The organism is Neobacillus sp. S1227, from assembly GCF_055385255.1.
Genome location: NZ_AP038276.1, coordinates 658,615 through 681,213 on the forward strand (window position 1 = coordinate 658,615; position 22,599 = coordinate 681,213).

The 22,599-nt window shown below is 39.6% G+C and carries 20 protein-coding genes, 1 pseudogene and 2 riboswitches; of the genes and pseudogenes, 15 read left to right on the forward strand and 6 right to left on the reverse strand.

Annotated elements, in window-relative coordinates:
* Positions 1–26: 26 nt before the first annotated feature.
* From ACZ5AE_RS03260 to ACZ5AE_RS03275, 4 genes are all read right to left on the reverse strand, one after another.
* Positions 27–218, reverse strand: a complete 192-nt coding sequence (locus ACZ5AE_RS03260) for a PLDc N-terminal domain-containing protein (RefSeq protein ID WP_464573528.1) — start codon at positions 216–218, stop codon at positions 27–29.
* 58 nt (positions 219–276) lie between these two features.
* Positions 277–1,389 (reverse strand): DUF1648 domain-containing protein, encoded by a 1,113-nt coding sequence (locus tag ACZ5AE_RS03265; RefSeq protein ID WP_464569433.1) that lies wholly within the window; start codon positions 1,387–1,389, stop codon positions 277–279.
* Positions 1,390–1,393: 4 nt separating this feature from the next.
* Positions 1,394–1,774: a GntR family transcriptional regulator gene (locus ACZ5AE_RS03270; RefSeq protein ID WP_464569435.1), complete on the reverse strand. Its 381-nt coding sequence runs from the start codon at positions 1,772–1,774 to the stop codon at positions 1,394–1,396.
* 555 nt (positions 1,775–2,329) lie between these two features.
* Positions 2,330–2,740: a VOC family protein gene (locus ACZ5AE_RS03275; protein WP_464569437.1), complete on the reverse strand. Its 411-nt coding sequence runs from the start codon at positions 2,738–2,740 to the stop codon at positions 2,330–2,332.
* Between the two features lie 448 nt (positions 2,741–3,188).
* Between ACZ5AE_RS03275 and ACZ5AE_RS03280 the strand changes: the two genes are divergently transcribed.
* The 7 genes from ACZ5AE_RS03280 (at position 3,189) to ACZ5AE_RS03310 (ending at position 10,400) form a co-directional block, all read left to right on the forward strand.
* Entirely contained in the window at positions 3,189–4,415 is a 1,227-nt protein-coding gene (locus tag ACZ5AE_RS03280; RefSeq protein WP_464569439.1) for a threonine synthase, read from the forward strand.
* Between the two features lie 103 nt (positions 4,416–4,518).
* Positions 4,519–5,223: an aspartate/glutamate racemase family protein gene (locus tag ACZ5AE_RS03285; protein ID WP_464569441.1), complete on the forward strand. Its 705-nt coding sequence runs from the start codon at positions 4,519–4,521 to the stop codon at positions 5,221–5,223.
* 253 nt (positions 5,224–5,476) lie between these two features.
* The gene (locus ACZ5AE_RS03290) at positions 5,477–6,139 is read left to right on the forward strand and encodes an amino acid ABC transporter permease (RefSeq protein ID WP_464569443.1); all 663 of its coding nucleotides are present in this window, start codon (positions 5,477–5,479) and stop codon (positions 6,137–6,139) included.
* Positions 6,120–6,779, forward strand: coding sequence for an amino acid ABC transporter permease (locus tag ACZ5AE_RS03295; protein WP_464569445.1), 660 nt, complete (start codon positions 6,120–6,122; stop codon positions 6,777–6,779). Before ACZ5AE_RS03290 ends, ACZ5AE_RS03295 begins: the two co-directional genes overlap by 20 nt.
* Entirely contained in the window at positions 6,772–7,560 is a 789-nt protein-coding gene (locus tag ACZ5AE_RS03300) for an amino acid ABC transporter ATP-binding protein (protein ID WP_464569447.1), read from the forward strand. The genes ACZ5AE_RS03295 and ACZ5AE_RS03300 overlap by 8 nt, the downstream gene beginning before the upstream one ends.
* Complete coding sequence (locus ACZ5AE_RS03305) at positions 7,557–8,426, forward strand: transporter substrate-binding domain-containing protein (RefSeq protein WP_464569449.1); 870 nt, start codon at positions 7,557–7,559, stop codon at positions 8,424–8,426. Before ACZ5AE_RS03300 ends, ACZ5AE_RS03305 begins: the two co-directional genes overlap by 4 nt.
* A gap of 525 nt (positions 8,427–8,951) precedes the next feature.
* The gene (locus ACZ5AE_RS03310) at positions 8,952–10,400 is read left to right on the forward strand and encodes a C40 family peptidase (protein ID WP_464569452.1); all 1,449 of its coding nucleotides are present in this window, start codon (positions 8,952–8,954) and stop codon (positions 10,398–10,400) included.
* Between the two features lie 175 nt (positions 10,401–10,575).
* Here the strand turns inward: ACZ5AE_RS03310 and ACZ5AE_RS03315 are convergent.
* Positions 10,576–11,003: pseudogene (locus tag ACZ5AE_RS03315) on the reverse strand (molybdopterin molybdenumtransferase MoeA); the annotation flags it as partial.
* 720 nt (positions 11,004–11,723) lie between these two features.
* Here ACZ5AE_RS03315 and ACZ5AE_RS03320 point away from each other — a divergent pair.
* The 3 genes from ACZ5AE_RS03320 (at position 11,724) to guaD (ending at position 16,297) form a co-directional block, all read left to right on the forward strand.
* Positions 11,724–13,052 carry a nucleobase:cation symporter-2 family protein gene (locus ACZ5AE_RS03320; protein ID WP_464569454.1) on the forward strand — a complete coding sequence of 443 codons (1,329 nt, stop codon included), beginning with the start codon at positions 11,724–11,726 and terminating at the stop codon, positions 13,050–13,052.
* 196 nt (positions 13,053–13,248) lie between these two features.
* Positions 13,249–13,350, forward strand: a riboswitch (purine riboswitch).
* 99 nt (positions 13,351–13,449) lie between these two features.
* On the forward strand, positions 13,450–14,775 hold the full coding sequence (locus ACZ5AE_RS03325) for an NCS2 family permease (protein ID WP_464569456.1): 1,326 nt from the start codon (positions 13,450–13,452) through the stop codon (positions 14,773–14,775).
* Positions 14,776–14,820: 45 nt separating this feature from the next.
* A riboswitch (purine riboswitch) is annotated at positions 14,821–14,922 on the forward strand.
* 91 nt (positions 14,923–15,013) lie between these two features.
* On the forward strand, positions 15,014–16,297 hold the full coding sequence (gene guaD, locus ACZ5AE_RS03330; RefSeq protein WP_464569458.1) for a guanine deaminase: 1,284 nt from the start codon (positions 15,014–15,016) through the stop codon (positions 16,295–16,297).
* Positions 16,298–16,452: 155 nt separating this feature from the next.
* Here the strand turns inward: guaD and ACZ5AE_RS03335 are convergent, their stop codons facing one another.
* Complete coding sequence (locus ACZ5AE_RS03335) at positions 16,453–17,322, reverse strand: LysR family transcriptional regulator (protein ID WP_464569460.1); 870 nt, start codon at positions 17,320–17,322, stop codon at positions 16,453–16,455.
* Between the two features lie 168 nt (positions 17,323–17,490).
* Between ACZ5AE_RS03335 and ACZ5AE_RS03340 the strand changes: the two genes are divergently transcribed.
* From ACZ5AE_RS03340 to ACZ5AE_RS03360, 5 genes are all read left to right on the forward strand, one after another.
* On the forward strand, positions 17,491–18,072 hold the full coding sequence (locus ACZ5AE_RS03340) for a nucleotidyltransferase family protein (RefSeq protein ID WP_464569462.1): 582 nt from the start codon (positions 17,491–17,493) through the stop codon (positions 18,070–18,072).
* Between the two features lie 113 nt (positions 18,073–18,185).
* Positions 18,186–20,345, forward strand: a complete 2,160-nt coding sequence (locus ACZ5AE_RS03345; RefSeq protein ID WP_464569464.1) for a xanthine dehydrogenase family protein molybdopterin-binding subunit — start codon at positions 18,186–18,188, stop codon at positions 20,343–20,345.
* On the forward strand, positions 20,338–20,814 hold the full coding sequence (locus tag ACZ5AE_RS03350) for a (2Fe-2S)-binding protein (protein ID WP_464569466.1): 477 nt from the start codon (positions 20,338–20,340) through the stop codon (positions 20,812–20,814). The genes ACZ5AE_RS03345 and ACZ5AE_RS03350 overlap by 8 nt, the downstream gene beginning before the upstream one ends.
* The gene (locus ACZ5AE_RS03355; protein ID WP_464569468.1) at positions 20,799–21,674 is read left to right on the forward strand and encodes an FAD binding domain-containing protein; all 876 of its coding nucleotides are present in this window, start codon (positions 20,799–20,801) and stop codon (positions 21,672–21,674) included. Before ACZ5AE_RS03350 ends, ACZ5AE_RS03355 begins: the two co-directional genes overlap by 16 nt.
* A 19-nt stretch (positions 21,675–21,693) precedes the next feature.
* Complete coding sequence (locus ACZ5AE_RS03360; RefSeq protein ID WP_464569470.1) at positions 21,694–22,488, forward strand: XdhC family protein; 795 nt, start codon at positions 21,694–21,696, stop codon at positions 22,486–22,488.
* Positions 22,489–22,599 lie beyond the last annotated feature (111 nt).

The window sequence follows — 22,599 nt, forward strand, 5'->3', positions numbered from 1 at the left end:
TTCTCACACCTTTTTAGGAGCATAGTTTATGCATGCTTTTTTCCTATGATAAAATACAAAATGGGACCAAGAATATTGATAAAAAGAATAATAAGTACCCACAGCCATTTTGGTCCATTTATCTTCTCGGTTTTAAAGAGATCGACCAACGCAATAATCATTAAGATAACCTGAATGACAATGATTGGAGCGACCAAAAGCCAGTTTATTTGTGAGATCAATTTCTTTGCCTCCTTAATAATTTCTTTTTTTATTCCACAAAATGGGGTGGGAGTTTTATTTATTGAAAAGGAACGGAAGAATGCTAATCAAAACAATTGGAAGAATGATAATTAAATATCCGATCGGATTAGCAAAATTTAATGTATAGCCAATGCCAAACCGTTTCTCTACAAATACAGAAGGATCGTTGCGGTTGTAATAGAATAGCCCGCCTTTCCAATATTTATCTTCATCTATTCCATCAACTTTATTAGTATTTTCAATGATTGGCTTGCCATCAAAGTCTGAGTCCACGCTGCCAACTTTCACTGCTAACCAAATTGTCCCTGCCAGGGTGATGACCATGAAACCTAAAGGTAAAATCATCATAAAGGTTTCATTAACTACGTTTTCATAAATAAGATTTAGCTGTAAAATGGCAAAAAGCAGAGAGATTAATATATTAACAACAAATAAGAACCAGCTTGTGTATTTACGAAGACGAAGCTGACGTAATTTTGATGACGTAGCATTACCGGGATTTATTTTAATGCCTGATTTCTTTGTAAAAAGGTTTATGGCAAAGAACATTAGTTGCATAATGATTAAAATGATGGGCAGGCCAAGCACAGTCATCCAGCTTTTATTACTATACACATCTGCTTGACCATTAGGTCCCCAATGTGTTGGAATTTGGCTGGGCAAATGGTCATATACATTCACTGTTAAAATGACCAAACCTGCTGAAATGATGATGGGCATGAGATGAGCAAAGGGGGCAAGCATCTCATCCTTTGAACGAATAGCCAGGTCAGCATAATAAACCTGTTTCACTTCCCGGTACCAATTTTGGGACTTTTTTAACTTTGATATTGTAAAGTGAAAATATAAATATAATGCTAAACCAACAAGCAGCAAAATAAATGGGATCATTATACCTGCCAGAGCCAGTTGCGTCTCATTCACGTTCTGTCCCTGATTCCAAAAGAAAAATCCCCCCAAAACAATGAGTGCCATAATTGATGTAATAATGGTATAAATCTTCTTGTACTTCATCACTTTAGGATTCTTTATTTGCTCATAAGGGATTGAAACCCCAAAAACAACTGTCCGTTTTGCGATAAATGGAATAAAAATTTGAAACACACTTATGAAAATTATGGTAATAAATAATATCGCAAATTCCATTTGATCACACCTCCTTCATTTTTAAAATAATATCTGAAATTAACTGATACAGATCTTCTTCCTTCATGCCATGTACGAGCGCTTCAGCTATGGCGGGTCTTAACTCTTCAGTAATGTCCTCACGCTGTGTTTTTGAAGGTCCTTTCTCTATATCTGCAATAATAACTGCTCCTTTTTTTGGAACAATTTCAATGATTCCCTTGGCCTCAAGTTCATGATAGCTTTTATTGACAGTGTGCATGTTAATGCCTAAATCACCAGCTAACCCTCGAACAGAAGGTAGTGTATCACCCTTTGATAAATTTCCGCGTACAATAGATTCAATTATTTGAGTTCGAAGCTGCATATATAACGGAATATTGGATTCGGGATCTAGGATCACCATTCAAACATCTCCATCCTTCTTTGTTCTATACTTAGTATAACAGAACTGTTCTATATTTACTATAACAAACACATCCTGACAGAAAAAATTATTCTTTTCGTTTAGCGCTGCTATTATCTAAAGGAACGATATTTATACAAGAGTCGTGAGTAGAGCACTAAACAAAGTGCGTGATATCCGGCGGAAGTTTGCTGGATTGCTTTGAGTATCTGATTGATGAGGATCTTCAACATGGGTTGGGATGAGTGCATAAGAAGAAGTAAGCGGGAGGCTAAATTTCAGATGTGGGCACTTGGACTGGTACAGAAAAGATGACAACATGTTTAATAACTGCTTGGTTAAACAGGTGCGGATAACCTATAATGCCTTGAACAGGATGTGCCGGGCATGTATACCACCCTTGATCAAGTGTTTTCTAGATATCTAAAAACGTTTTTCTTCACTACTATTCAATAAACTAACCTTTAATATAACTAAAAGGCACAATTCTTGTTACGGAATTGTGCCTTTTAGTTTATAAGTACTTAATATTTTTTGTAGGGTTGATTTAGAAAATCAACTATTTTCTACATGGGATGCTTCCATGAAAAATACTTCCCATAGATGGCCGTCAAGGTCGGCGAAGCTTCGTGAGTACATGAAGCCATGGTCCTGAGGATCGTTTGTAAGTGTTGCTCCGGCTGCCAATGCCTTGTCTGCGATTTCATCCACCTCTTGCCTGCTTTCAACGGACAAAGCGACAATAGCTGCTGAATTTTTTTCCGTATCGGGAATTTCCCTTTTTGTAAAAGATTTAAAATACTGCTCAACTAAAAGCATGGCATAGATATTCTGGCCAATTACCATGCAAGCGGCTGATTCATTGGTGAACTGGGGATTGAACTCAAAACCTACCTTTGAAAAAAACTCCATTGTTCGTTCCAGGTTTTTAACTGGCAAATTCACAAAAATGTTTTGAACGCCCATACAATCCAACTTCCTTCCATTTTATTAATGGTTTTACTTTTTGCAGGAAATAACCATGGATGCTGTTTAGTGATTACAAATTCTCACCAGCGTATCACCACCTATTTTTTTGCAAAAAAAGGTAAGTAACGTAATACATTTACAATAATAAATTATAACTTTACTTTTATCGAGTTAGACTTTAAATAGTGTAAATTGAGAACCTGATCATCAATAAAATAACCTCTATTATTAATTATTTTGCGGGAAATTGTCGGATTTACTCCTGTAATAATTCCTATCGGCAACAACTATGATTTTTTTAATTCATAGTTGACTTATCGGATAAGTGAGACTATTATATTAATTAGTTTAATAATATATTTGTCGATTGGACTACCAAAGACTACAATTCTTCACCTTTTAAAAGGTGAAGGATTGTGGTCTTTTATTTTTAGGAGGAGAAGAAATGAGCGTTTTCAGCTATATTTCTCATTTAGAGTGCCCAAAATGCGGCGAAACGTACGATGAGAAAGAAATAAATCAATTATGTACCTGTGGTTCACCGCTATTAGTGCGCTATGACTTAGAGAAAGTAAAAGAAAATGTGTCACGTGAGGAAATTGCCAATCGCCCCAATAGCTTATGGCGTTATCATGAGTTGCTGCCTGTTCATGACGAGGAGAATGTCGTAACGCTCGGCGAGGGAATGACACCGTTTGAGAAACTCCCATCTCTAGGTGCGGAGTACGGGTTAACTAATTTATACATAAAAGATGAAGGTGTCATTCCAACAGGTTCTTTTAAAACTCGGGGTGCCAGTGTTGGTATTTCAAAGGCCAAAGAATTAGGTGTTAAACAATTAGCTATGCCAACAAATGGCAACGCAGGTGCAGCTTGGGCGTTATATGCCGCAAAAGCAAATATTAAAGCTACGATTGTGATGCCTTTAGATGCCCCGCAAATTACTCGTAAAGAGGTGTATATTGCTGGCGGCGACTTGCATTTAATCAACGGTTTGATTAGTGATGCAGGTAAGGTCGTTGGCAATTTAGTTCAAAACCATGGAGTATATGACGCTTCTACACTGAAAGAGCCCTATCGTATTGAGGGTAAAAAGACGATGGGCTACGAGATTGTCGAACAATTTGGATGGAAGGTACCAGATGTTATTTTGTATCCAACGGGTGGCGGAGTAGGTATCATTGGAATATATAAAGCCATTCTTGAGTTACAACAATTAGGATGGATAGTGGAGGGGAAACTCCCTCGATTAGTAGCCGTTCAGGCAGAGGGTTGTGCACCAATTGTAGAAGCATGGAAAAAAGGTGAAAAGGAATCCAAATTCTTTGAGAATTCGAAGACATGTGCATTTGGTATCAATGTCCCTAAAGCTTTAGGTGATTTCTTAGTCCTAGAAGGGATTTATGCAACTGAAGGATGTGCAATTGCCATTTCAGAAGAGGAATTATTAAAGGCGCAAAAGCTAGTAGCCTCATTAGAAGGAAACTTCATTTGTCCAGAAGGAGCAGCAACCTTTGCCGCTGCTAAGAGCTTACGTGAACAAGGCTGGATACAAGCAGATGAGCATGTTGTGTGTCTCAATACAGGTTTAGGTCTCAAATATCCTGAAACGGTTGAAATTGAAGATGTAGAAACTCTACAACCCGGCCAAGAAATTTTTGTCAATTTTTAATGGTTAGTGGGCGGCGTGGAACAAGTCATTTGATTGGAAAGTAATGCGATTATTCCACACGCATTTTCTTATAGTGTCCCCGGAATTATAGATGAGAGGCTAAATGATGAAGAAAATAGGCATGATCGGTGGATTAAGTTGGGAATCTACATTAGAGTATTATCGGATTATGAATAGGTTGGCGAAAGTTCAAAAAGGAAGATATGCTCAGGTAGAATTAATTTTGTATAGTGTAGATAGGGAAGAGATTCTAAAGTATAAAGAAAAAGAGCAATGGGATAAAATTGGGGCCATTTTGTCAGAGAAGGCCCAGTTGTTGGAGAAATCTGGTTGTGATTTTATCATGCTTTGTTCTAATACGATGCACAAGGTTGCGGACCAAATAATGGATGCAGTTCATGTCCCATTTCTTCATATCCTTGATGAAACGGCCAAGCAAATTGTGGCGGCTGGTATAAAGAAGGCGGGCTTCCTGGGGACATCTGTTACGATGACGAATGATTTTTATCTTGGAAGATTAAGAGATTATTATGGACTGGACATTTTAGTTCCAGAAAAAGAAGATCAAATGGTAATGAATGATATCATCTATAATGAATTATGTATCGGACAGATCCACGATACATCCAGAGAAAAGTATAAAGAAGTAATTAGAAAGTTAAATAATCAAGGAGCCGAAGGGATTATTCTAGGTTGTACGGAAATTACATTATTAATAAAAGACGAGGATGTCCTAGGGGTCCCTCTGTTTGATACGACCTATATCCATGCTTATGCAGCTGTACAAAAGGCATTAAATGAAGGCTAGATTATGTTAGATTTCTTTTTTTATAAATCACAGTTGACAGGTAGGAATAGTTGGTTATATAATCGCTTTGTGTAAAAATATGGATAAGAATTTGCCAATCAGTCCACTGAAGGCCCTTATTTCTCATAATGAGTAGATATGTATTCTATTTATTATGGCAAAGAAGGGCCTTTTCTGTTTTTTAGATTCGTATTTTACTATTTTGCGGTTCATTGACTACTTCATTTAAAAAGAAAGGGTGACAATTAAGTTGATGTTTGATACGACATTCATGCTAGAACAAGTGCCTCGTTTTATAGAGGGAGCATGGGTAACCCTGAAAATTGGTTTCACTGTCATTCTCACTTCAATATTAGTCGGAAGTGTAAGCACGATGTTTTATTTCTATGGGAACCGATGGGTAAAAAGAGGTATCCAGCTGTATGTTGAACTTGCTAGAAATACCCCATTGTTAATTCAACTATTCTTTCTTTACTTCGCTCTTCCTGCATTTGGAGTAAAGCTTTCGGGGATATCGACAGCTATTTTAGCTATGACATTTCTTGGTGGAGGATATATGACGGAAGTGTTTCGTTCAGGGTTAGAAGCAATCCATAAGAGTCAAGTAGAGTCGGGTTTATCTATCGGTTTATCAAAATGGCAGTTATTTCGCTTTGTCCTATTTCCTCAAACAATCAATATATCTATTACGGCCCTGGTTGGGAATTGTATTTTTTTATTGAAGGAAACTTCTATTGTTTCTGCCGTTGCTGTGCCTGAACTTCTCTATACGACAACGGACTTAATTGCAACTTATTATAAAACGTTTGAGATGTTTACCTTATTAGCAGCATTTTACCTGTTGCTCATTTTGCCTCTATCCGGCTTGTTATCTATTTTGGAAAGGAAAATGAGTTATGGACAACTTCGAGCTTAGTGCGTATCTGGAGTCTCTCCCGTTACTTTGGCAAGGTGTTAAGCAAACGCTATTAGTTGCTGTGTATTCTTTATTGTTTAGCAGTTTAGGAGGGCTTCTTTTTGGGATTTTGCGAACCATTCCTTTTCGGTGGCTAAGAATCATAACTCGGGGATATATTGAAATATTCCGTGCTATTCCCGTTCTTGTCTTCATGTTTTTCTTTTACTTTGGACTTCCCATTTTGTGGGGAGTAGAGGTCTCGAGTATTTTCGCTGCTGTCCTGGCTCTTTCTCTTTGGGGAATTGCAGAGGTGGGGGAAATTGTAAGAGGAGCCGTTCAGTCCCTTCCCAAGGGGCAGACGGAGGCAGGAAATAGTATTGGTTTAAGCAGCTATCAACTATATCGGTTCATTCTTATTCCGCAAGCTTTAAGAAGGATGGTACCGCCTGTAATGAACATTTTTACAAGAATCATTAAATCAACATCCTTGTCTGTACTAATTGGTGTGATTGAAATGATCAAGGTTGGGCAGCAGATCATTGAACGAACGGGTCAATCAGTCCTGATGTATACGACTCTATTTATTCTTTATTTCTTAATATGTTACCCATTGTCCTTATGGTCAAAAAAGTTAGAGAGGAAATGGCGTTATGCCTAAAGGAGGAAATGGTGTGCAGGAACCCCTTTTGAAATTAAATAATTTAACAAAATCTTTTGGGAAACATCAAGTATTAACAAATATCAACCTTCAGGTTAAGAAAGGGGAGGTGGTGGTGATTATCGGTCCAAGTGGCTGTGGAAAAAGTACCTTGTTGCGTTGCTTAAACGGGATAGAAGAGTTTCAATCAGGTTCGGTCCATTTTCATAATCTAGAGCTAGGGACAAACTCTGCACCTTGGAAGGAAATGAGGCAGCGGATTGGAATGGTCTTTCAAAGCTATCACTTGTTTCCCCACATGACCGTCATGGAGAATATTTTGTTGGGACCCATTCAGGTTCAAAAACGGGCTAAGGCCGAAGCCATTGCTCAAGCAGAACGATTATTAAAAAGAGTGGGACTCCTAGAGAAAAAAGATGTCTATCCAAGTCAGCTTTCCGGCGGACAGCAGCAACGGATTGCTATTGTTCGGGCTCTTTGTATGAATCCCGAAGTCATGTTATTTGATGAAGTGACGGCTGCTTTAGACCCGGAAATGGTGAAAGAAGTTCTGGAAGTGATCCTATCTTTAGCAGAAGAAGGCATGACCATGCTAATGGTTACACATGAGATGGGATTTGCGAGAGCTATTGCCGATAAAATTGTCTTTATGGATCAGGGAAGAATTAGCGAAGTAGGGGAGCCAGAGGTATTCTTCTCATCACCGAAAACAAAGAGAGCAAAACAATTTTTAGATCAATTTTTCTATTTAGAAGTAGAGAGAGGGAGAGAATTAGGATGAAAAAATTTGGAACATTAGTATTCTTTAGTATTATGGTATTCATTTTGTTAGCAGGTTGCGGTTCTACCGAAACGACAGGCGATGGAAATAAAAAAGAAGCATCTAAGGCAGAAGCGAGCAGTGAGATTCAAAAGATCAAGGATCGAGGTAAATTAATCGTCGGAGTAAAGACTGATTTTCCCCCATTTGGTTCGGTTAACGAAAAAGGTGAAACAGTTGGATTTGAAATCGAACTGGCCAAGCGCTTTGCAAAGGATTTACTAGGGGATGAGTCCAAAATCGAGTTGGTTCCGGTATCGGGTCCCAATCGAGTTCCTTATCTTCAATCCAATAAAGTAGATATCATTCTTGCGACAATGTCGGTAACGAAAGAACGTGAGGAAGTGGTAGATTTTACCGACCCGCACTTTCAAACAGCAGCTCAAGTATTAACAAGAAAAGACAGCGGTATTAAGTCGGTGAAGGACCTAGCTGGTAAGAAGGTTGTGGTGGTTAAAGGATCACTAGGGGACTTATATTTGACAAAAAACATCCCAAGCGCTCAGCTAACTAAATTTGAGATGAACACGGAGGCTTTTCAAGCATTAAAAGATGGCCGTGCAGATGCATACTTGCAAGATAACGTGGTGCTTTACTACTGGGCACGTCAAAATCCAGAGTTCCATGTACTTCCAGAACAAATTGAACCCACCCCTTGGGCTCCTGCGGTGAAAGAAGGCAATAAGGAATTGAAGGACTGGGTTAACAGTGAATTATCAAAACTAGGTAAAGAACAATATCTACATAAATTGTATGAAGAATATCTAAAAAATGAGTTAGGGCCTGAATTGAATCCAGACGACTTCCTTCTAGAGAAAAGCAATTAAAGATAAAAGAAATTAGGTTAGTTACGATGATTATGTCTTCCAATGCAGTTAGAAAAAATATTTTATAAGTACTTAAAATAAAACCGGATCCTTATCTGTAGAACATTAAGATGAAAAAGCTCTAACAGTATCAAATACTATTAGAGTTTTTTTGTTTGTAATGATTAGTATGGATAAATTTGGTAGAAATCAGAGTATTCCATACCAGTCATCCCTTCCTAGGAATAACAAGCTGACTTTGATGAAAACGGTTGTTGTCACATTTTGTCATATGATTAAATATTACAAAATGATTACAAGTATATTACAGACGGAAAACTGCGGACATAGAATTTCCTTGATTTCATTATTTTCCCTGCGAAATTATTAAAATACTATTTGTAATAAAAAGTATAGATTCTACCAATTTTGTATGCATATTAGTAGATTAAAAACGAACTACCACTTTTGGTGGATGTTATTTTGTTGGTCATTTCATTATTATGTCTTATTGGAGCAAAATAATGAAAGGTAGGAAGTAAAACAGTGAAGAAAAATCTAGTAACAGCAGCTGCAACAGCTGGGCTCGTCCTTACTGCTTTTGGGGCCACAGCAAGTGCACAAGAACCCGCATATACGGTTCGTCCTGGTGACAGCCTTTGGAAAATTGCCAGTTCGAATCATGTATCTATTAACCAATTAAAAGAATGGAATTCTCTTTCAAGTGATACCATCTATGTCAATCAGAAACTATCACTTACATACACAGTCAAACGAGGAGATAGTCTTTGGAAAATTGCTAAGGATAATGGTACAACCGTAGAGGAACTAAAACGGTTGAATGGCATGACATCAAGTTTTATTCGAATTGGACAGTCATTAAAAATTGTAGCAACAAATTCAAATGATTCTTCTTATAAAGTTCAAAAAGGAGATTCTCTTTCAGTCATCGGAGCCCGGTTTAATCTATCAGTGTCCCAGCTTAAAGCAATAAACCAGTTATCCTCTGACATGATTTATGCTGGACAGACGTTAAAGGTTAGTGGTGTGGAAAATCCCGCGACCGTTGCGAAATCAGAATCAGTTACAACTGGAAATATAGCATCAGCTTCAAGTGCTGGATCAACTCCGAGCGCTCCTGCCGCTTCAAATGCAGGATCATCACAAAGCACAGAGGCAACATCAAGAGTACCGGAAACGGGTACCACTGAGGGAGTTTCTAATCCAAAAGCTGAAGAGAATTCTGCAGTAACTTCTGGAGCAACAACCGGACAAGCACCGGCAACATCCAGAACACCAGCTACGCAGGAAAAAGCGCCGGTAACGCCAAGTGCACCAGCAGCGCAGGAAAAGGCACCGGTAACACCAAGTGCACCAGCAGCGACAGAAAAAGCGCCGGTAACACCAAGTGCACCAGCAGCGACAGAAAAAGCGCCGGTAACACCAAGTGCACCAGCAGCGACAGAAAAAGTGCCGGTAACACCAAGTGCACCAGCAGCGACGGAAAAAGCGCCGGTAACATCCAGCACACCAGCAGCGCAGGAAAAAGCACCGGCAACATCCAGTACACCAGCAGCACCGGTTCAAAAGCCAGCACCTGCTACTGAAGCAGCTCAAAAACCTGCAACGTCATCAGCTTCTCTCGTTCAGGGAGTGATCGAAGAGGCTAAGAAATATCTTGGTTCGCCGTATAAATGGGGAGGAAACACTCCAGCAGGTTTCGATTGCAGTGGCTTTACTGTATATGTGTTTAATAAAGTCGGCATCTCCTTACCACGGACTGCTGCAACACAATGGGATGCAACCACACCAGTGGCTTCGCCAAGCGTAGGAGATCTTGTTTTCTTTCAAACCTATAAACTCGGACCATCCCATGTAGGCATCTATTTAGGAAACAACAAATTTATCAGCGCAGCCTCAACAGGTGTAACAATCTCAGATATGACATCTACCTATTGGAAGACTAGATATCTCGGTGCAAAAACTCCTTACTAAACATTAAGAGTAATATGATTTTAATAATGTAGACAGTGTGAAAAAATAGTAACTCATCTATTTTTCACACTGTTTTTTTTCTTAATTTGTGGCAGTGTTAATTATGAGAGACTCATAACCGCTGAATCATTCTTTTAATGAAATATCATTTTCGAGCTAAAAAAAGGCAAGTGCCTAGTATAGTTCCTTTTTTTACATCTTCTCCACTAAAAGTTACATTGTCACCCGCTTGATATGAACGATCGATGGCCATGTGTTTTTTTTCGTCTTGCTCAAATTCCCTTGTTAACTCAAGTAAGACAACAGTATCACAAAGATCTGGCATTTGTGCACCTGTCATAATACGGACTGCTTGAAATGGTTTCACTTTTTTTGTTCCAACATAACCAGCACCGATTTCTTCAATGACTTCAAAAACAACAGGTTCGTGACTGCTAGCTGCTAGTGAATCAGTGAATCCTTTGAACAAATCGCAAAACCGTCATACCCAGAACGATCAAAATGAGGTACATCATGGTCTGCGATTAAATCCTCGCATAAATATCTTCCATAAGCTTGTTCAAGCTTTATTTCCTCCAATTCTCCAAAGCGGGCAAACTTCATAACCTTTTCAACTGCTTCTCCTATTTGAATCGGGGGTTCTTATTTCCACCTAATTAAATATTTCTGCAGGTCACTATTTAACTTTATTCCTCTCATATTGACCTTTGCTCAAACGGTAAATGCCCTGATACTAAAATTAGAATAGTTTGACTATAACAAAAATAAAAAGTGATAAGAATAATTAACTGATTTTAAAAAAAACAACAAATAAAGAGTAATTATTAGGTTAGTCATATAGTAAACATACAAATTAAATATTGGTAAGGGTGTACAAAAATTGCTAATATTCAAATAAATACATATCCACTATCTTTAACTTGTAAAAATATATTTACCAGAATTATATCCTTTATGAAGAATCCTCGCCGGACCATTGCATCTACCATTTACTGAAATAAAGGAAAATTTCATTAGATGACTACGTTTATAATTATTGTTTGCTTCTATGAATCTTTCTAAAGCTATTTCAGAAATACCTTCTCAATAACTGCTACAATGCTTTTCGCAAACCTTTGTTTAACCTTACCGTAAGCTTGTTTGTTGCCTCGTCCATTCAAGAAGGGGCTATTTTAGACGGCATCTTTTGGACTTGTAAAAAACGGAACTATATTTTTTGAAAGGGGGAATGCCGCAAATAGAAAAAATTTTAGGATTAAAATCCTATGATATGGAAATGGTCACAATGATCAAAGAAATTTTTTTACCAAGGGAGGAGAATTAGTGGAAAAGTTAACTCCATGGAAACTAGGAACTTTAGGTCTTCAGCATGTATTGGCCATGTATGCTGGGGCCGTAATCGTTCCCCTTATTGTAGGACCTGCAGTGGGCATGACCGCGGAGCAATTGGCTTACCTTATCTCCATCGACTTGTTCACCTGCGGAATTGCATCATTGCTTCAAGTGGTTGGAGGAAGGAATTTCGGAATCAAGCTTCCAGTTATATTGGGGTGTACTTTTACTGCCGTCGGGCCGATGATTGCCATTGGAAAACTTCAAGGCATTAGCGCCATTTATGGTGCCATTATCGTCTCCGGGATCATAGTTATGATACTTGCTCAATTTATGAGTAAGGTAATGAGGTTTTTTCCGCCTGTCGTAACAGGAGCTGTTGTAACGATCATTGGGATATCACTTATTCCTGTGGCGATGAACAACGTTGCAGGTGGAGCAGGGGCACCTGATTTTGGGAATCCGCGAAATTTATTACTGGCAGCATTGACACTAGTCCTGATAATAGTAATCAACCGATACAGTTCAGGCTACATAAAGGCAGTTTCTGTTCTGCTATCCATGATTATAGGTACTCTGGCAGCTGCGGGTCTGGGAATGGTGAATTTGTCGCCAGTTGGGGAGGCTTCCTGGTTTCACATGGTGCAGCCCTTTTACTTCGGGGTTCCCACTTTCCATGTAACCGCAATTCTTTCCATGACTCTTGTCGCCATTGTAAGCATGATCGAATCCACAGGTGTATTCCTGGCATTGGGGGAAGTCTGCGATAGGAAACTGGAATCGGAAGACATCAAAAAAGGACTGAGGGCGGAAGGTTTGGCTGGTGTTCTTGGAGGAATCTTTAACTCCTTTCCATACACCTCATTTTCCCAAAATGTTGGGTTGGTTGCCCTAACGAGAATTAAAACACTGAATGTAGTCATTGCCGCTGGTGTGATCCTGATGATATTAGGATTGGTGCCAAAAGTGGCAGCGCTTACAACCATCATTCCAAATCCTGTTCTTGGAGGAGCAATGATTGCGATGTTTGGTATGGTGATTTCTTCTGGGGTCAAAATGCTTTCCCGGGTCGATTTTCATAAAAATGAAAATCTACTGATTATAGCTGTTTCGGTAGGAATTGGTCTGGGTGCAGCAGTTGTCCCTGACGCATTTGCTAAATTACCAGAGGGATTACGCTTAATTTTCCAAAACGGAATCGTAATAGGTAGTTTTACCGCTATTGGGCTCAATCTATTTTTAAACAAAAGGGAGGAACAAAAGAGTATTGATATATTAGAAGATCTCAAGCCGGATCATTCGGCAGAAGCAAGTATTTGATAAAATATCCATCCTAAGTGTTATCTTGGGAAGTGCTTGAAACAATTGCATCTCGTATGGATACGAAGTCCCTCACGTCTAGCGGATAGTGTATGACCATACGAGCATGCTGCTGGAAAAAATTGAGTGGGAGCAAATAAGAACATTTCCCGAAATAATTCAAAAAATATTCGTCCTTTTTCCTGATGCTGACATGATTCATTGATAAGATATCAAACGTATAATATTGGGGATATGGCCCAAAAGTTTCTACCAAGCCGCCTTAAAGGGCTTGACTACGAGCAAAGTGTTAAATGGGAAGGGACTCACTCCAATATATTTACAGAACCATAGTCAAACGCACTGGTAGCTGCCGGGGAGTTTTTTTAGTAGAAAAAAATTTTCAGGGGGAAATGGGATGAAGAGTTATTATGAGTTTGAAAAATTGGGGACTAGTTATCGTCAAGAATTCATTGGCGGCTTAACCACTTTTTTAGCGATGGCGTATATTTTAGTAGTCAATCCACTGACACTTTCCTTAGCAAGTATTAAGGATTTTCCGGATGCGTTAAGAATGGATTATGGTGCTGTCTTCGTGGCTACGGCAATTGCATCTGCTGTTGGCTCGATTGTGATGGGACTGCTCGGTAAGTACCCATTAGCGCTGGCACCGGGGATGGGGTTAAATGCTTTCTTTGCCTATACCGTTGTTTTGGGAAGCGGCATTCCTTGGCAGCACGCCCTAGGTGCGGTATTGATTTCTGGTGTGTTCTTCTTTCTCTTAACACTTACCGGCATTCGTGAAAAAATCATCAACGCGATTCCGGTTGAATTAAAGCATGCTGTTGGAGCGGGGATTGGTTTATTTATTACCTTTATCGGCTTGCAGGGATCGGGCATTATTGTTAAAAATGACGCTACGCTGGTCGGTTTAGGGAAGATAACCAGCCCGACTGCACTTTTAACGATTTTTGGAATTCTCATTACGGTTATTATGATGACTAGAGGAGTTAAAGCAGCAGTATTCTTCGGAATGATTATAACAGCTGTTGTTGGAATGATTTTCGGGCAAATTTCCCTTCCGCATCATGTGGTTGGCGGTGTGCCAGATATTAAACCAACCTTTGGCGCCGTATTTTCGGCCTTTGGCGACCCTTCATTCTGGTCAACCGCCATGCTGGGGATTGTTCTTACTTTCTTATTCGTTGACTTCTTTGATAATGCAGGAACCCTTGTCGCAGTTGCCAACCAAGCGGGCTTAATGAAGGATAACAAACTTCCAAATGCCGGCAAAGCGTTGTTGGCAGACTCCATTGCCACAATGGCAGGTGCGGTGCTGGGTACTTCAACAACTACTTCTTATATTGAATCATCTGCAGGGGTAGCATCGGGAGCGAAGACAGGATTTGCTTCATTGGTCACAGCTGGATGCTTTATTCTTTCACTCTTTTTCTTCCCGCTTTTATCCGTTATTACAACACCTGTTACGGCACCGGCATTGATTATCGTCGGAATATTAATGGCATCATCGCTTGGAGAAATAGACTGGAAAAAATTCGAAATTGCCGTTCCTGCATTTTTAACCATGATTACTATGCCGCTTACTTACAGCATTGCAACTGGTATTGCCGTTGGCTTTATTTTCTACCCGATCACCATGATTGTGAAGGGAAGAACCAAGGAAATTAATCCAATCATGTACCTATTCTTTGCGATCTTCCTTATTTATTTTATGTTCAAATAAATGGAATAAAAGCCGCCTGAATTATCCAGGCGGCTCAGATTCTTGAAATGAAGAAATCTATTTTCTTGTATACAATTAGAAATTTGGTCTAATTGTCTCTACCGGGTTGCCGTAAACTACCTGACTACAAGAATAATCTGAAGCTAAGTTGTATTAGCTTTAGTTTATTCTTGTAGTCTTTTTATGTTCAGCACCCGTTTTTAAGTTTAAATGGGGAATTTAGAAAGGGGAATTTTTAATGGGAGAAATTTTTGCTGTTAAAGGCAATATTATTTTTACTAAGGAATTCGGCAAATATGAAATAATGGAAGATGGATATATTGTGGTACATGGAAAAAGTATTAAAGGTGTTTATAAAGAACTTACAGAAAAATATAGGAATATAAGGATAGAAGACTATGGTGATTCTTTAATCATACCTGGTTTTGTTGATCTTCATTTACATGCACCACAGTTTGCTAACCTAGGATTAGGTCTTGATAAAGAATTAATGCCATGGCTAGAAGCATATACATTCCCGGAGGAATCGAAATATTCGGATGTTCATTATGCTAGAAAGGTATATTCTTCCTTAATAAGGGAACTGTGGAGGTTCGGTACTACCAGGTCCTGTGTTTTCGCAACAATTCATAAAAATACAACAAAATTATTGATGGATCTATTCGCAGATTCAGGTCTTGGAGCCTATGTTGGAAAGGTGAATATGAACAGAAATTCACCAGATTATTTGACGGAAACGACAGAAGCTTCGCTTAATGACACTGAAGAAATCTTAGAAGAATATGCCGACAAATATGAATTGGTAAAGCCAATTGTTACACCTAGATTTGTTCCTAGCTGTAGCTTTGAACTTCTGAAAGGGCTAGGAGAGTTAGCTGAAAAATATAATGTTCCTGTACAGTCTCATTTATGTGAGAATTATGGTGAAATTAGTTTTGTAAGATCATTACATCCTGAGTATAAAAATTACGCTGAAATATATAATGGCGCTGGTTTATTTGGAGATGTACCTACTATAATGGCACACTGCATTTTAGTTGATGAGGATGAAATTGAACTTATGGCAAAAAAAGATTTATATGTTGCACATAGTCCTAATTCAAACTTTAATTTATCAAGTGGTATTGCACCAATAAGAAGACTGGTTTCAAGAGGTGTGTCTGTGGGACTTGCAAGCGATATATCAGGTGGGCACAGTTTATCAATGATGAACGTCATTACCAGTAGTGCACAGGCTGCAAATATCAAATGGATTGAAAGCAATAGAGTTGATAAGCCTTTAAGCACTGCGGATTTATTTTATCTGGCAACAAAAGGCGGGGGTAAATTCTTTGGAAAAGTAGGAAGTTTTGAAGAAGATTATGAGTTTGACGCTCTTGTCATTGACGATCGTAATATCCCTGCTTTTAGAACATTTACGGTAGAAGAAAGATTACAAAAATTTATCTATACTGGTGATGATAGAAATATTAAAGAAAGATATGTTTCAGGTAAAAAAATATCAGAGCCCAAAGTTTATTAATCTTAAAATCTAAAAGTGCTCGGGTCCACAGCATTCGGCAGAAGCAAGTATTTGATAATAGATCAATTCGAAGGATCACTGATTATTTTAGTGATCCTGTTTTTTTTAGTAAGAATATGATTATGAAGCGGCCCTAAGTTCCTTTTTTTGGATGTCTATAGGTATTCATTTACTAACTTTATAAAATTTTTAGCAGAGGCGGAGACAAAATGATTTTCAAGCCAAATGACGCCTAAAGAAGAGATTAAATTGGCATCCCTAATTGGTGTAGAGTAGAGACCACTGTTCCCATAGACCTCTAATACAGATTTTGGTACGATGGTTACCCCCATTCCCCCCTTAACCATCTCCATTAATACATGCATATCAGAGCATTCACCAATAATTAATGGTTGCAGCTTTTGTCTAGAAAAGGCTTCAAAAATTGTATTATAGATGCCTAGACCCTCAGAACTCGGAATAATAAGGGGCATATGGGAAATCTCTTTCAAAGAGATCATATTTGCCTTTATCTTTTTACTGCTTACGAAAAGAAAGTTCTCATTAATAAGGTGATGATAAGTCAAGCCGCGATGGTCAATGGCAAGACGTACAAATGCGATCTCAATGGCTCTTGATTTTACCATTCCCGCCAAACGAGGGGAATCATTTTGAACAATTTTTAATGGAACAAGCGGATATTTTTTGTGGAAGGATTGCAACATGTCTGAAAATCCTGTAACCGATAGGGTATTGATCCCTACAGATAGTACGCCCCTTTTCCCATCTTCTGTTTCCTGTAATTCATTTTTTATTTCTTGGATACTGTTCACTAGAAGTAAAGCATGTTTATAGAGCACGTTTCCTTTATCAGTTAACTCCATACCCTTGCCATTTCGCTCAATTAATTTAACACCAAGCTCTTCTTCTAATTGTTTCAGCTGCATACTAAGAGGCGGTTGAGACATATGTAGCCGAGCAGCGGCAGCAGTTATATTCTTTTCCTCAGCTATCGCTATAAAATACCGTAATTGTTTGATATCCATTTATTTCTCCATCTATTTAAATAATATATGATTTCTATATAAATTATATATTTTTCGTATAGTATACGTCTATGATATCATAATAATATGAAAATTCAAAAAGTTATTTCGCGCCAGCATCCTAGTTTGTATTTATCATGGAGGTGACCAAAAATAGAAGCAATCATCTTGGCTGCTGGATATTCCAGCCGGGCGAATACCTATAAAATGACTTTGCCGCTGGGGCATATGACGATATTGGAGCAAACGATTTCTAAATTTGAAGGGTTAATCAGCAGGGCCATTATCGTAACGGGGTTTCAAGCGGAAATCATCGAAAGGGAAATAACCAAAATCAGCAATAAAAATGCCTATTCATTCCAGATGAAGTTTGTTTACAATGAAAACTTTGACCAAGGCATGTTCAGTTCCATACAAATGGGCTGTCGTGAAGTAAGCGACCAAGCCTTCTTTCTAACACCGGGGGATTGTCCACTTGTTAAGAAAGAGACCGTGCAGCTAATCGCCATGCAAAGAGGGGACGTTGTGATTCCCAGCTTTAACTATAAAGGCGGCCACCCGATCAAATTGTCAAGTGAAGTGAAACAGAGAATTATAGATACCGATTCTAAAGGAATTTTGCGTACGGTCCTCGCCAGTTACGAAAGGAAATATGTGAATACAGATGATCCTGGAGTAATCATGGATGTAGATACACCGGAGGATTACCAAAAAGCCATGGATTATTATAAACGAAAATGTCTCATATAACTTTATGGGGGTAAAAATGAATTATAAAATTCATTTTATATATAAAATTTTGAAAGGGGTTTCTATTAATCTATGTTTCAGGTGAAAAAATTTAATCGAAGGGAGTGGCTGTAATGAGACTAAAGGATATAAACACTCCAGTGCCCAAAAAGGACCATAAAGATAAAGTATCAGGCCAGCTGCCTTATATTAGTGACGTGAAAGTGGACAATATGGTTTATGGTGTTTTGTATCGGTCGCCGATTGCATATGGAAAAATCAAATCCATATACGTGCCAGATCTTCCTGAAGGATATGATGTAGTTGGGGCAGAGGATATCCCGGGTCCGAATTACGTAAAAATTATTAAACAGGACCAGCCTATTTTCGCCAATGAGTGGGTCAACTATATTGGGGAGCCGATTTTCATGCTCGTTGGCAAAGATCTGAACACCCTCTACGGGCTGAGAGATGAAGTGAAGGTTGAATTTGAAGAACACCAGCCTATCTATACATTGGATGAAGCAATCGATCAGAAATCTTCCGCAAGTTTCGTTAGCTATGAATTTGGGGAAAAACTAGATATCATTTCAGCTATCGAGCAAGATGCCCATCATATTGTCGAAGAAGAATATACGACGGGTTATCAGGAGCATGTCTACCTTGAGCCACAAGGAATGCTTGCCGTTTATAAGGATGATGAAATTGTCGTTCACGGATCGATGCAAGCTCTTTATTATATAAAAAATGCATTGCTAAGCGCTTTAGCCTGTGGCGACGATGAAGTCAGAGTGGTGCAAAGCCCTACAGGGGGCGGTTTTGGCGGAAAAGAAGAATTTCCTTCGATGATGGCCTGTCACGTAGCCATTGCCGCAAATGCTGTTAAAAAATCAGTCATGCTCGTGTTCGACCGCCATGAGGATATGGTGGTGACGACAAAAAGGCATCCGGCCAAATTCAAATATCGAACTGCCCTTGATAAGGAAGGAAATATTTTGAGCATGTGTGTTGACGTCTTTCTTGATGGCGGGGCAAATGAAGGATTGAGTTCTGTTGTGCTGCAGAGGTCATTATTAAATAGTGCCGGTGTTTATAACATTCCTCATTTTCATGCCAAGGGGCATGTTTTAAAAACCAATACCGTTCCGAACGGTGCCTTCAGAGGCTTTGGTGCCCCGCAAAGCTTTGCTGGAATCGAAAGTCATATGGGACATCTTAGTAAACACGCCGGGCTAGACCCTCTTGAATATAAGCGAAAATACCTCGTCAAACAGGGAGACCCTACCATCACAAAAGGTAACTTCCGCGACCCAATCTTAATGGAAGATATGATTGAAGACCTGTTGGATGCCTCAGATTACAACAAGAAAAAAGAGGAGTTCCAGCGATTCAATCAACAAAACTTGCGCTATAAGAAAGGCATTGGGACTTCGGTGTTCCTTCACGGCTGTGGATTTACAGGCAGCGGCGAAAGAGATCATATTAAAGCAACGGTGAAATTAGTTAAATCAAAGGACGGCAAGGTTCTTTTAAAAATCTCAAATTCTGATATGGGACAGGGAATTTATACGACATTGAGTAAAATTGTCGCCAAAGAACTCGACCTCCCGTTGGAACAAGTCTCCTACCCTGATCCCGATACAAAAGAGGTTCCCGACTCCGGTCCAACCGTAGCCTCCAGGACGACGATGATTGTTGGGAAATTACTTGAACGGGCCGCAAAAAAACTAAAGGCCGAGTGGAAGTCAGGGGAGGAACAAGAAGTATTTGAGCATTATGTTCACCGTGAAATGATTCCTTGGGACGAAAAAACCTTCACCGGAGATGCCTACCCCGCTTATTCATGGGGCGTTAATTTCGTGGAAGTAGAAGTAGATACGTTAACAGGAATTGTAAAGTTAGAAAAAGTATACGGAAATTACGAAGTGGGGAAGGCCATCGATGATCGGATTATGAAAGGCCAAATTGATGGTGGTCTTGCACAAGGGTTAGCATACGGGTATCTGGAAAAGATGACGACAAAGCAAGGCAAAATCCAACAAAAAAGCATATCGGATTATGGACCTCCGACTTCATTGGACGTTGTTTCAATCGAAAGCAAGCTATTTGATAACCCATATGCGGATGGCCCGTACGGGGCGAAGGGCGCAGGTGAATTGACTTTAATCGGCGGAGCCCCGGCAGTCCAGTCGGCGATTGAAGACGCACTGCAAACTTCCTTTCAGCAAATTCCGGTTACAGCGGAAGTCATTATGGAAAGTCTTGAACGAAAGTTGGTGAATAGGGTTGATTAAATTTACTCTTAATGGAAAAACGGTGGAAACGGATGCTCCTCCCACTGCAAGATTACTAGATTTAATAAGGGAAGAGTTTGGATTAATCGGAACAAAGGAAGGCTGTGGTGAAGGGGAATGCGGAGCCTGCAGTATTTTCGTAAATAATTCCTTGCAAAACAGCTGCCTTATTCCGATTGGCGCGATTGCGGGGGCCGAAATTCAAACGATCGAAGGATTAATGGAAACAGAACAATTTAAGATTTTAGATGAGAGCTTTTCCGAGTGTGGAGGGGTGCAGTGCGGCTATTGTATCCCGGGGATGGTCATGGCAAGTGCTGCTTTGTTATCTGAACATCTCAATCCAACAGACGCGGAAATTCGCGAAGGCATCTCTGGAAATCTATGCCGATGCACTGGCTACAATATGATTGTGGATGCAGTTAAATTGGCAGCGAAAAAAGGTGAAGTCGTATGCCAGAAAAAATAACCGCGTATCGTTTTGACTATTTAGACGAAACCTTGAGCCAATTGAATAAAGAAGACTGTGCCATCGTAGCCGGCGGCACCGATGTCATGGTCCTTCACAAAAGTGGAAGGGGAGTGCCTCCTAAAATTCCTAAACCAGTTGTTTTTATTGATCATCTTTCCGAGCTAAAGCGGGTGTATCAAAAAGATAAAGATCTCCATATCGGAAGCTGCAGCACCTATGGTGAATTACTGGAAAACCCGTTAATTCCCATTGCCTTAAAAAATGCAATCAAAACGATTGCAGCACCGGCCATTCGAAACAGAGGGACATTGGGGGGGAATATTTGCAATGCATCTCCGGCGGGTGACACACTGCCATTATTATATGTTTACAACGCAAAACTTTTGCTGCGCTCCGTTAATGGGGATCGCGTGGTAGCAATTAGTGATTTTATTCAAGCACCGCGAAGAATTGGTCGAAATCACAATGAAATTTTGGCTGAAATCATATTGCCGTCAGTTTTAGAAGAAGGATCTCATGTCGTTTTTGAAAAAATCGGTAACCGAAATGCAGATGCCATTGCCAAAGTATCGTTTGCAGGTTACATCCGGATCAGCAACGAACGAATCGATGACATTCGCTTTGCCTTTGGAGCGGTCGGACCGACAATGGTTCGGTCGATCGATATTGAGAAGAAGCTGCTTGGAAAACCAATCCCATTATCGGAAACGGACATCGATTCGATAGTGGCAGATTTTGATCAAATCATTCGGCCAATCGACGACCAGCGCTCCACAGCTGTATATAGGAAAACGGTCGCCTTAAATCTTTTGCGTTATTTTCTTAACACGTGCAATAGTAACCGAATTAATGTTTAAATAAGGGGCTGAGCCATACATGCTGCTGATGGAAAAAGTGGCCATGCTGACTCGTCAAAACGAAACCTTTGCTCTAGCCATGATCATTGAATCAAGAGGCTCGACTCCAAGCCATGTGGGAAAAATGATTGTACACCCTGATGGCTCGATTGAAGGGACTGTCGGAGGGGGATTAGTTGAATATTTTATCATTGATGAGTGTGTGCAGGCAATTCAAAATGGAAAATCGAAAATCGTTGAATATAAATTAAATAAACACGCTAAAGACGGAATTCAAATGAATTGTGGAGGAGCAGTACGGGTGTTTATTGAAGTTTATAAAAGCAGGCCTGAACTCGTTCTGGCTGGTGCAGGTCATGTAGCCATTGCGCTTTCAAAACTCGCCGATTTTCTTGAAATTCCCTATCGCGTAGTGGATGACCGGGAGGGTTATTGTACGAAAGAACGCTTTCCAAATGCGACCAGGCTTATTGTGGATGAGGATATTGGGCAGGCAACGCTTGCGGCCAACCTAAATGAAAAGTCTTACTTAGTAGTTGTGACAAAAGATCAAGATGAAATCGTATTAAAAACAGCTTTGCAATTTCCTTGTTCCTATATTGGCATGCTTGCCAGCAAGCGCAAGGCCATACAAATATTACAAAAATTAAAAGATGAAGGATTCTCAGAAGAACAGCTGGAGCGCGTTACTTCTCCCATCGGGGTGGATATTAACTCAGAAACAACACAAGAAATTGCCATCAGTATTATCGGCGAAATCATTAAATTAAGCAAAGAAACAAGCCCAATAAAGGTGAAACAATTAAATAGATAAATAGAATAGATCCCAGGGGACGGTTCTGGCTGGTCAAAAAGGCCGCTTTACCGCCCCTGTGGTCTTTTTGTCAAAGGTTAGTTCGTGGTATAGCTTGGGAAACCTACCAAG

Bases quoted from the DNA above. Each gene is read 5' to 3' on its own strand.
- ACZ5AE_RS03265 (WP_464569433.1), bottom strand. From the start codon at position 1,389: ATGGAATTTGCGATATTATTTATTACCATAATTTTCATAAGTGTGTTT.
- ACZ5AE_RS03270 (WP_464569435.1), bottom strand. From the start codon at position 1,774: ATGGTGATCCTAGATCCCGAATCCAATATTCCGTTATATATGCAGCTT.
- ACZ5AE_RS03275 (WP_464569437.1), bottom strand. From the start codon at position 2,740: ATGGGCGTTCAAAACATTTTTGTGAATTTGCCAGTTAAAAACCTGGAA.
- ACZ5AE_RS03280 (WP_464569439.1), top strand. From the start codon at position 3,189: ATGAGCGTTTTCAGCTATATTTCTCATTTAGAGTGCCCAAAATGCGGC.
- ACZ5AE_RS03285 (WP_464569441.1), top strand. From the start codon at position 4,519: ATGATGAAGAAAATAGGCATGATCGGTGGATTAAGTTGGGAATCTACA.
- ACZ5AE_RS03290 (WP_464569443.1), top strand. From the start codon at position 5,477: ATGTTTGATACGACATTCATGCTAGAACAAGTGCCTCGTTTTATAGAG.
- ACZ5AE_RS03295 (WP_464569445.1), top strand. From the start codon at position 6,120: ATGGACAACTTCGAGCTTAGTGCGTATCTGGAGTCTCTCCCGTTACTT.
- ACZ5AE_RS03300 (WP_464569447.1), top strand. From the start codon at position 6,772: ATGCCTAAAGGAGGAAATGGTGTGCAGGAACCCCTTTTGAAATTAAAT.
- ACZ5AE_RS03305 (WP_464569449.1), top strand. From the start codon at position 7,557: ATGAAAAAATTTGGAACATTAGTATTCTTTAGTATTATGGTATTCATT.
- ACZ5AE_RS03325 (WP_464569456.1), top strand. From the start codon at position 13,450: ATGAAGAGTTATTATGAGTTTGAAAAATTGGGGACTAGTTATCGTCAA.
- guaD (WP_464569458.1), top strand. From the start codon at position 15,014: ATGGGAGAAATTTTTGCTGTTAAAGGCAATATTATTTTTACTAAGGAA.
- ACZ5AE_RS03335 (WP_464569460.1), bottom strand. From the start codon at position 17,322: ATGGATATCAAACAATTACGGTATTTTATAGCGATAGCTGAGGAAAAG.
- ACZ5AE_RS03345 (WP_464569464.1), top strand. From the start codon at position 18,186: ATGAGACTAAAGGATATAAACACTCCAGTGCCCAAAAAGGACCATAAA.
- ACZ5AE_RS03355 (WP_464569468.1), top strand. From the start codon at position 20,799: ATGCCAGAAAAAATAACCGCGTATCGTTTTGACTATTTAGACGAAACC.
- ACZ5AE_RS03360 (WP_464569470.1), top strand. From the start codon at position 21,694: ATGCTGCTGATGGAAAAAGTGGCCATGCTGACTCGTCAAAACGAAACC.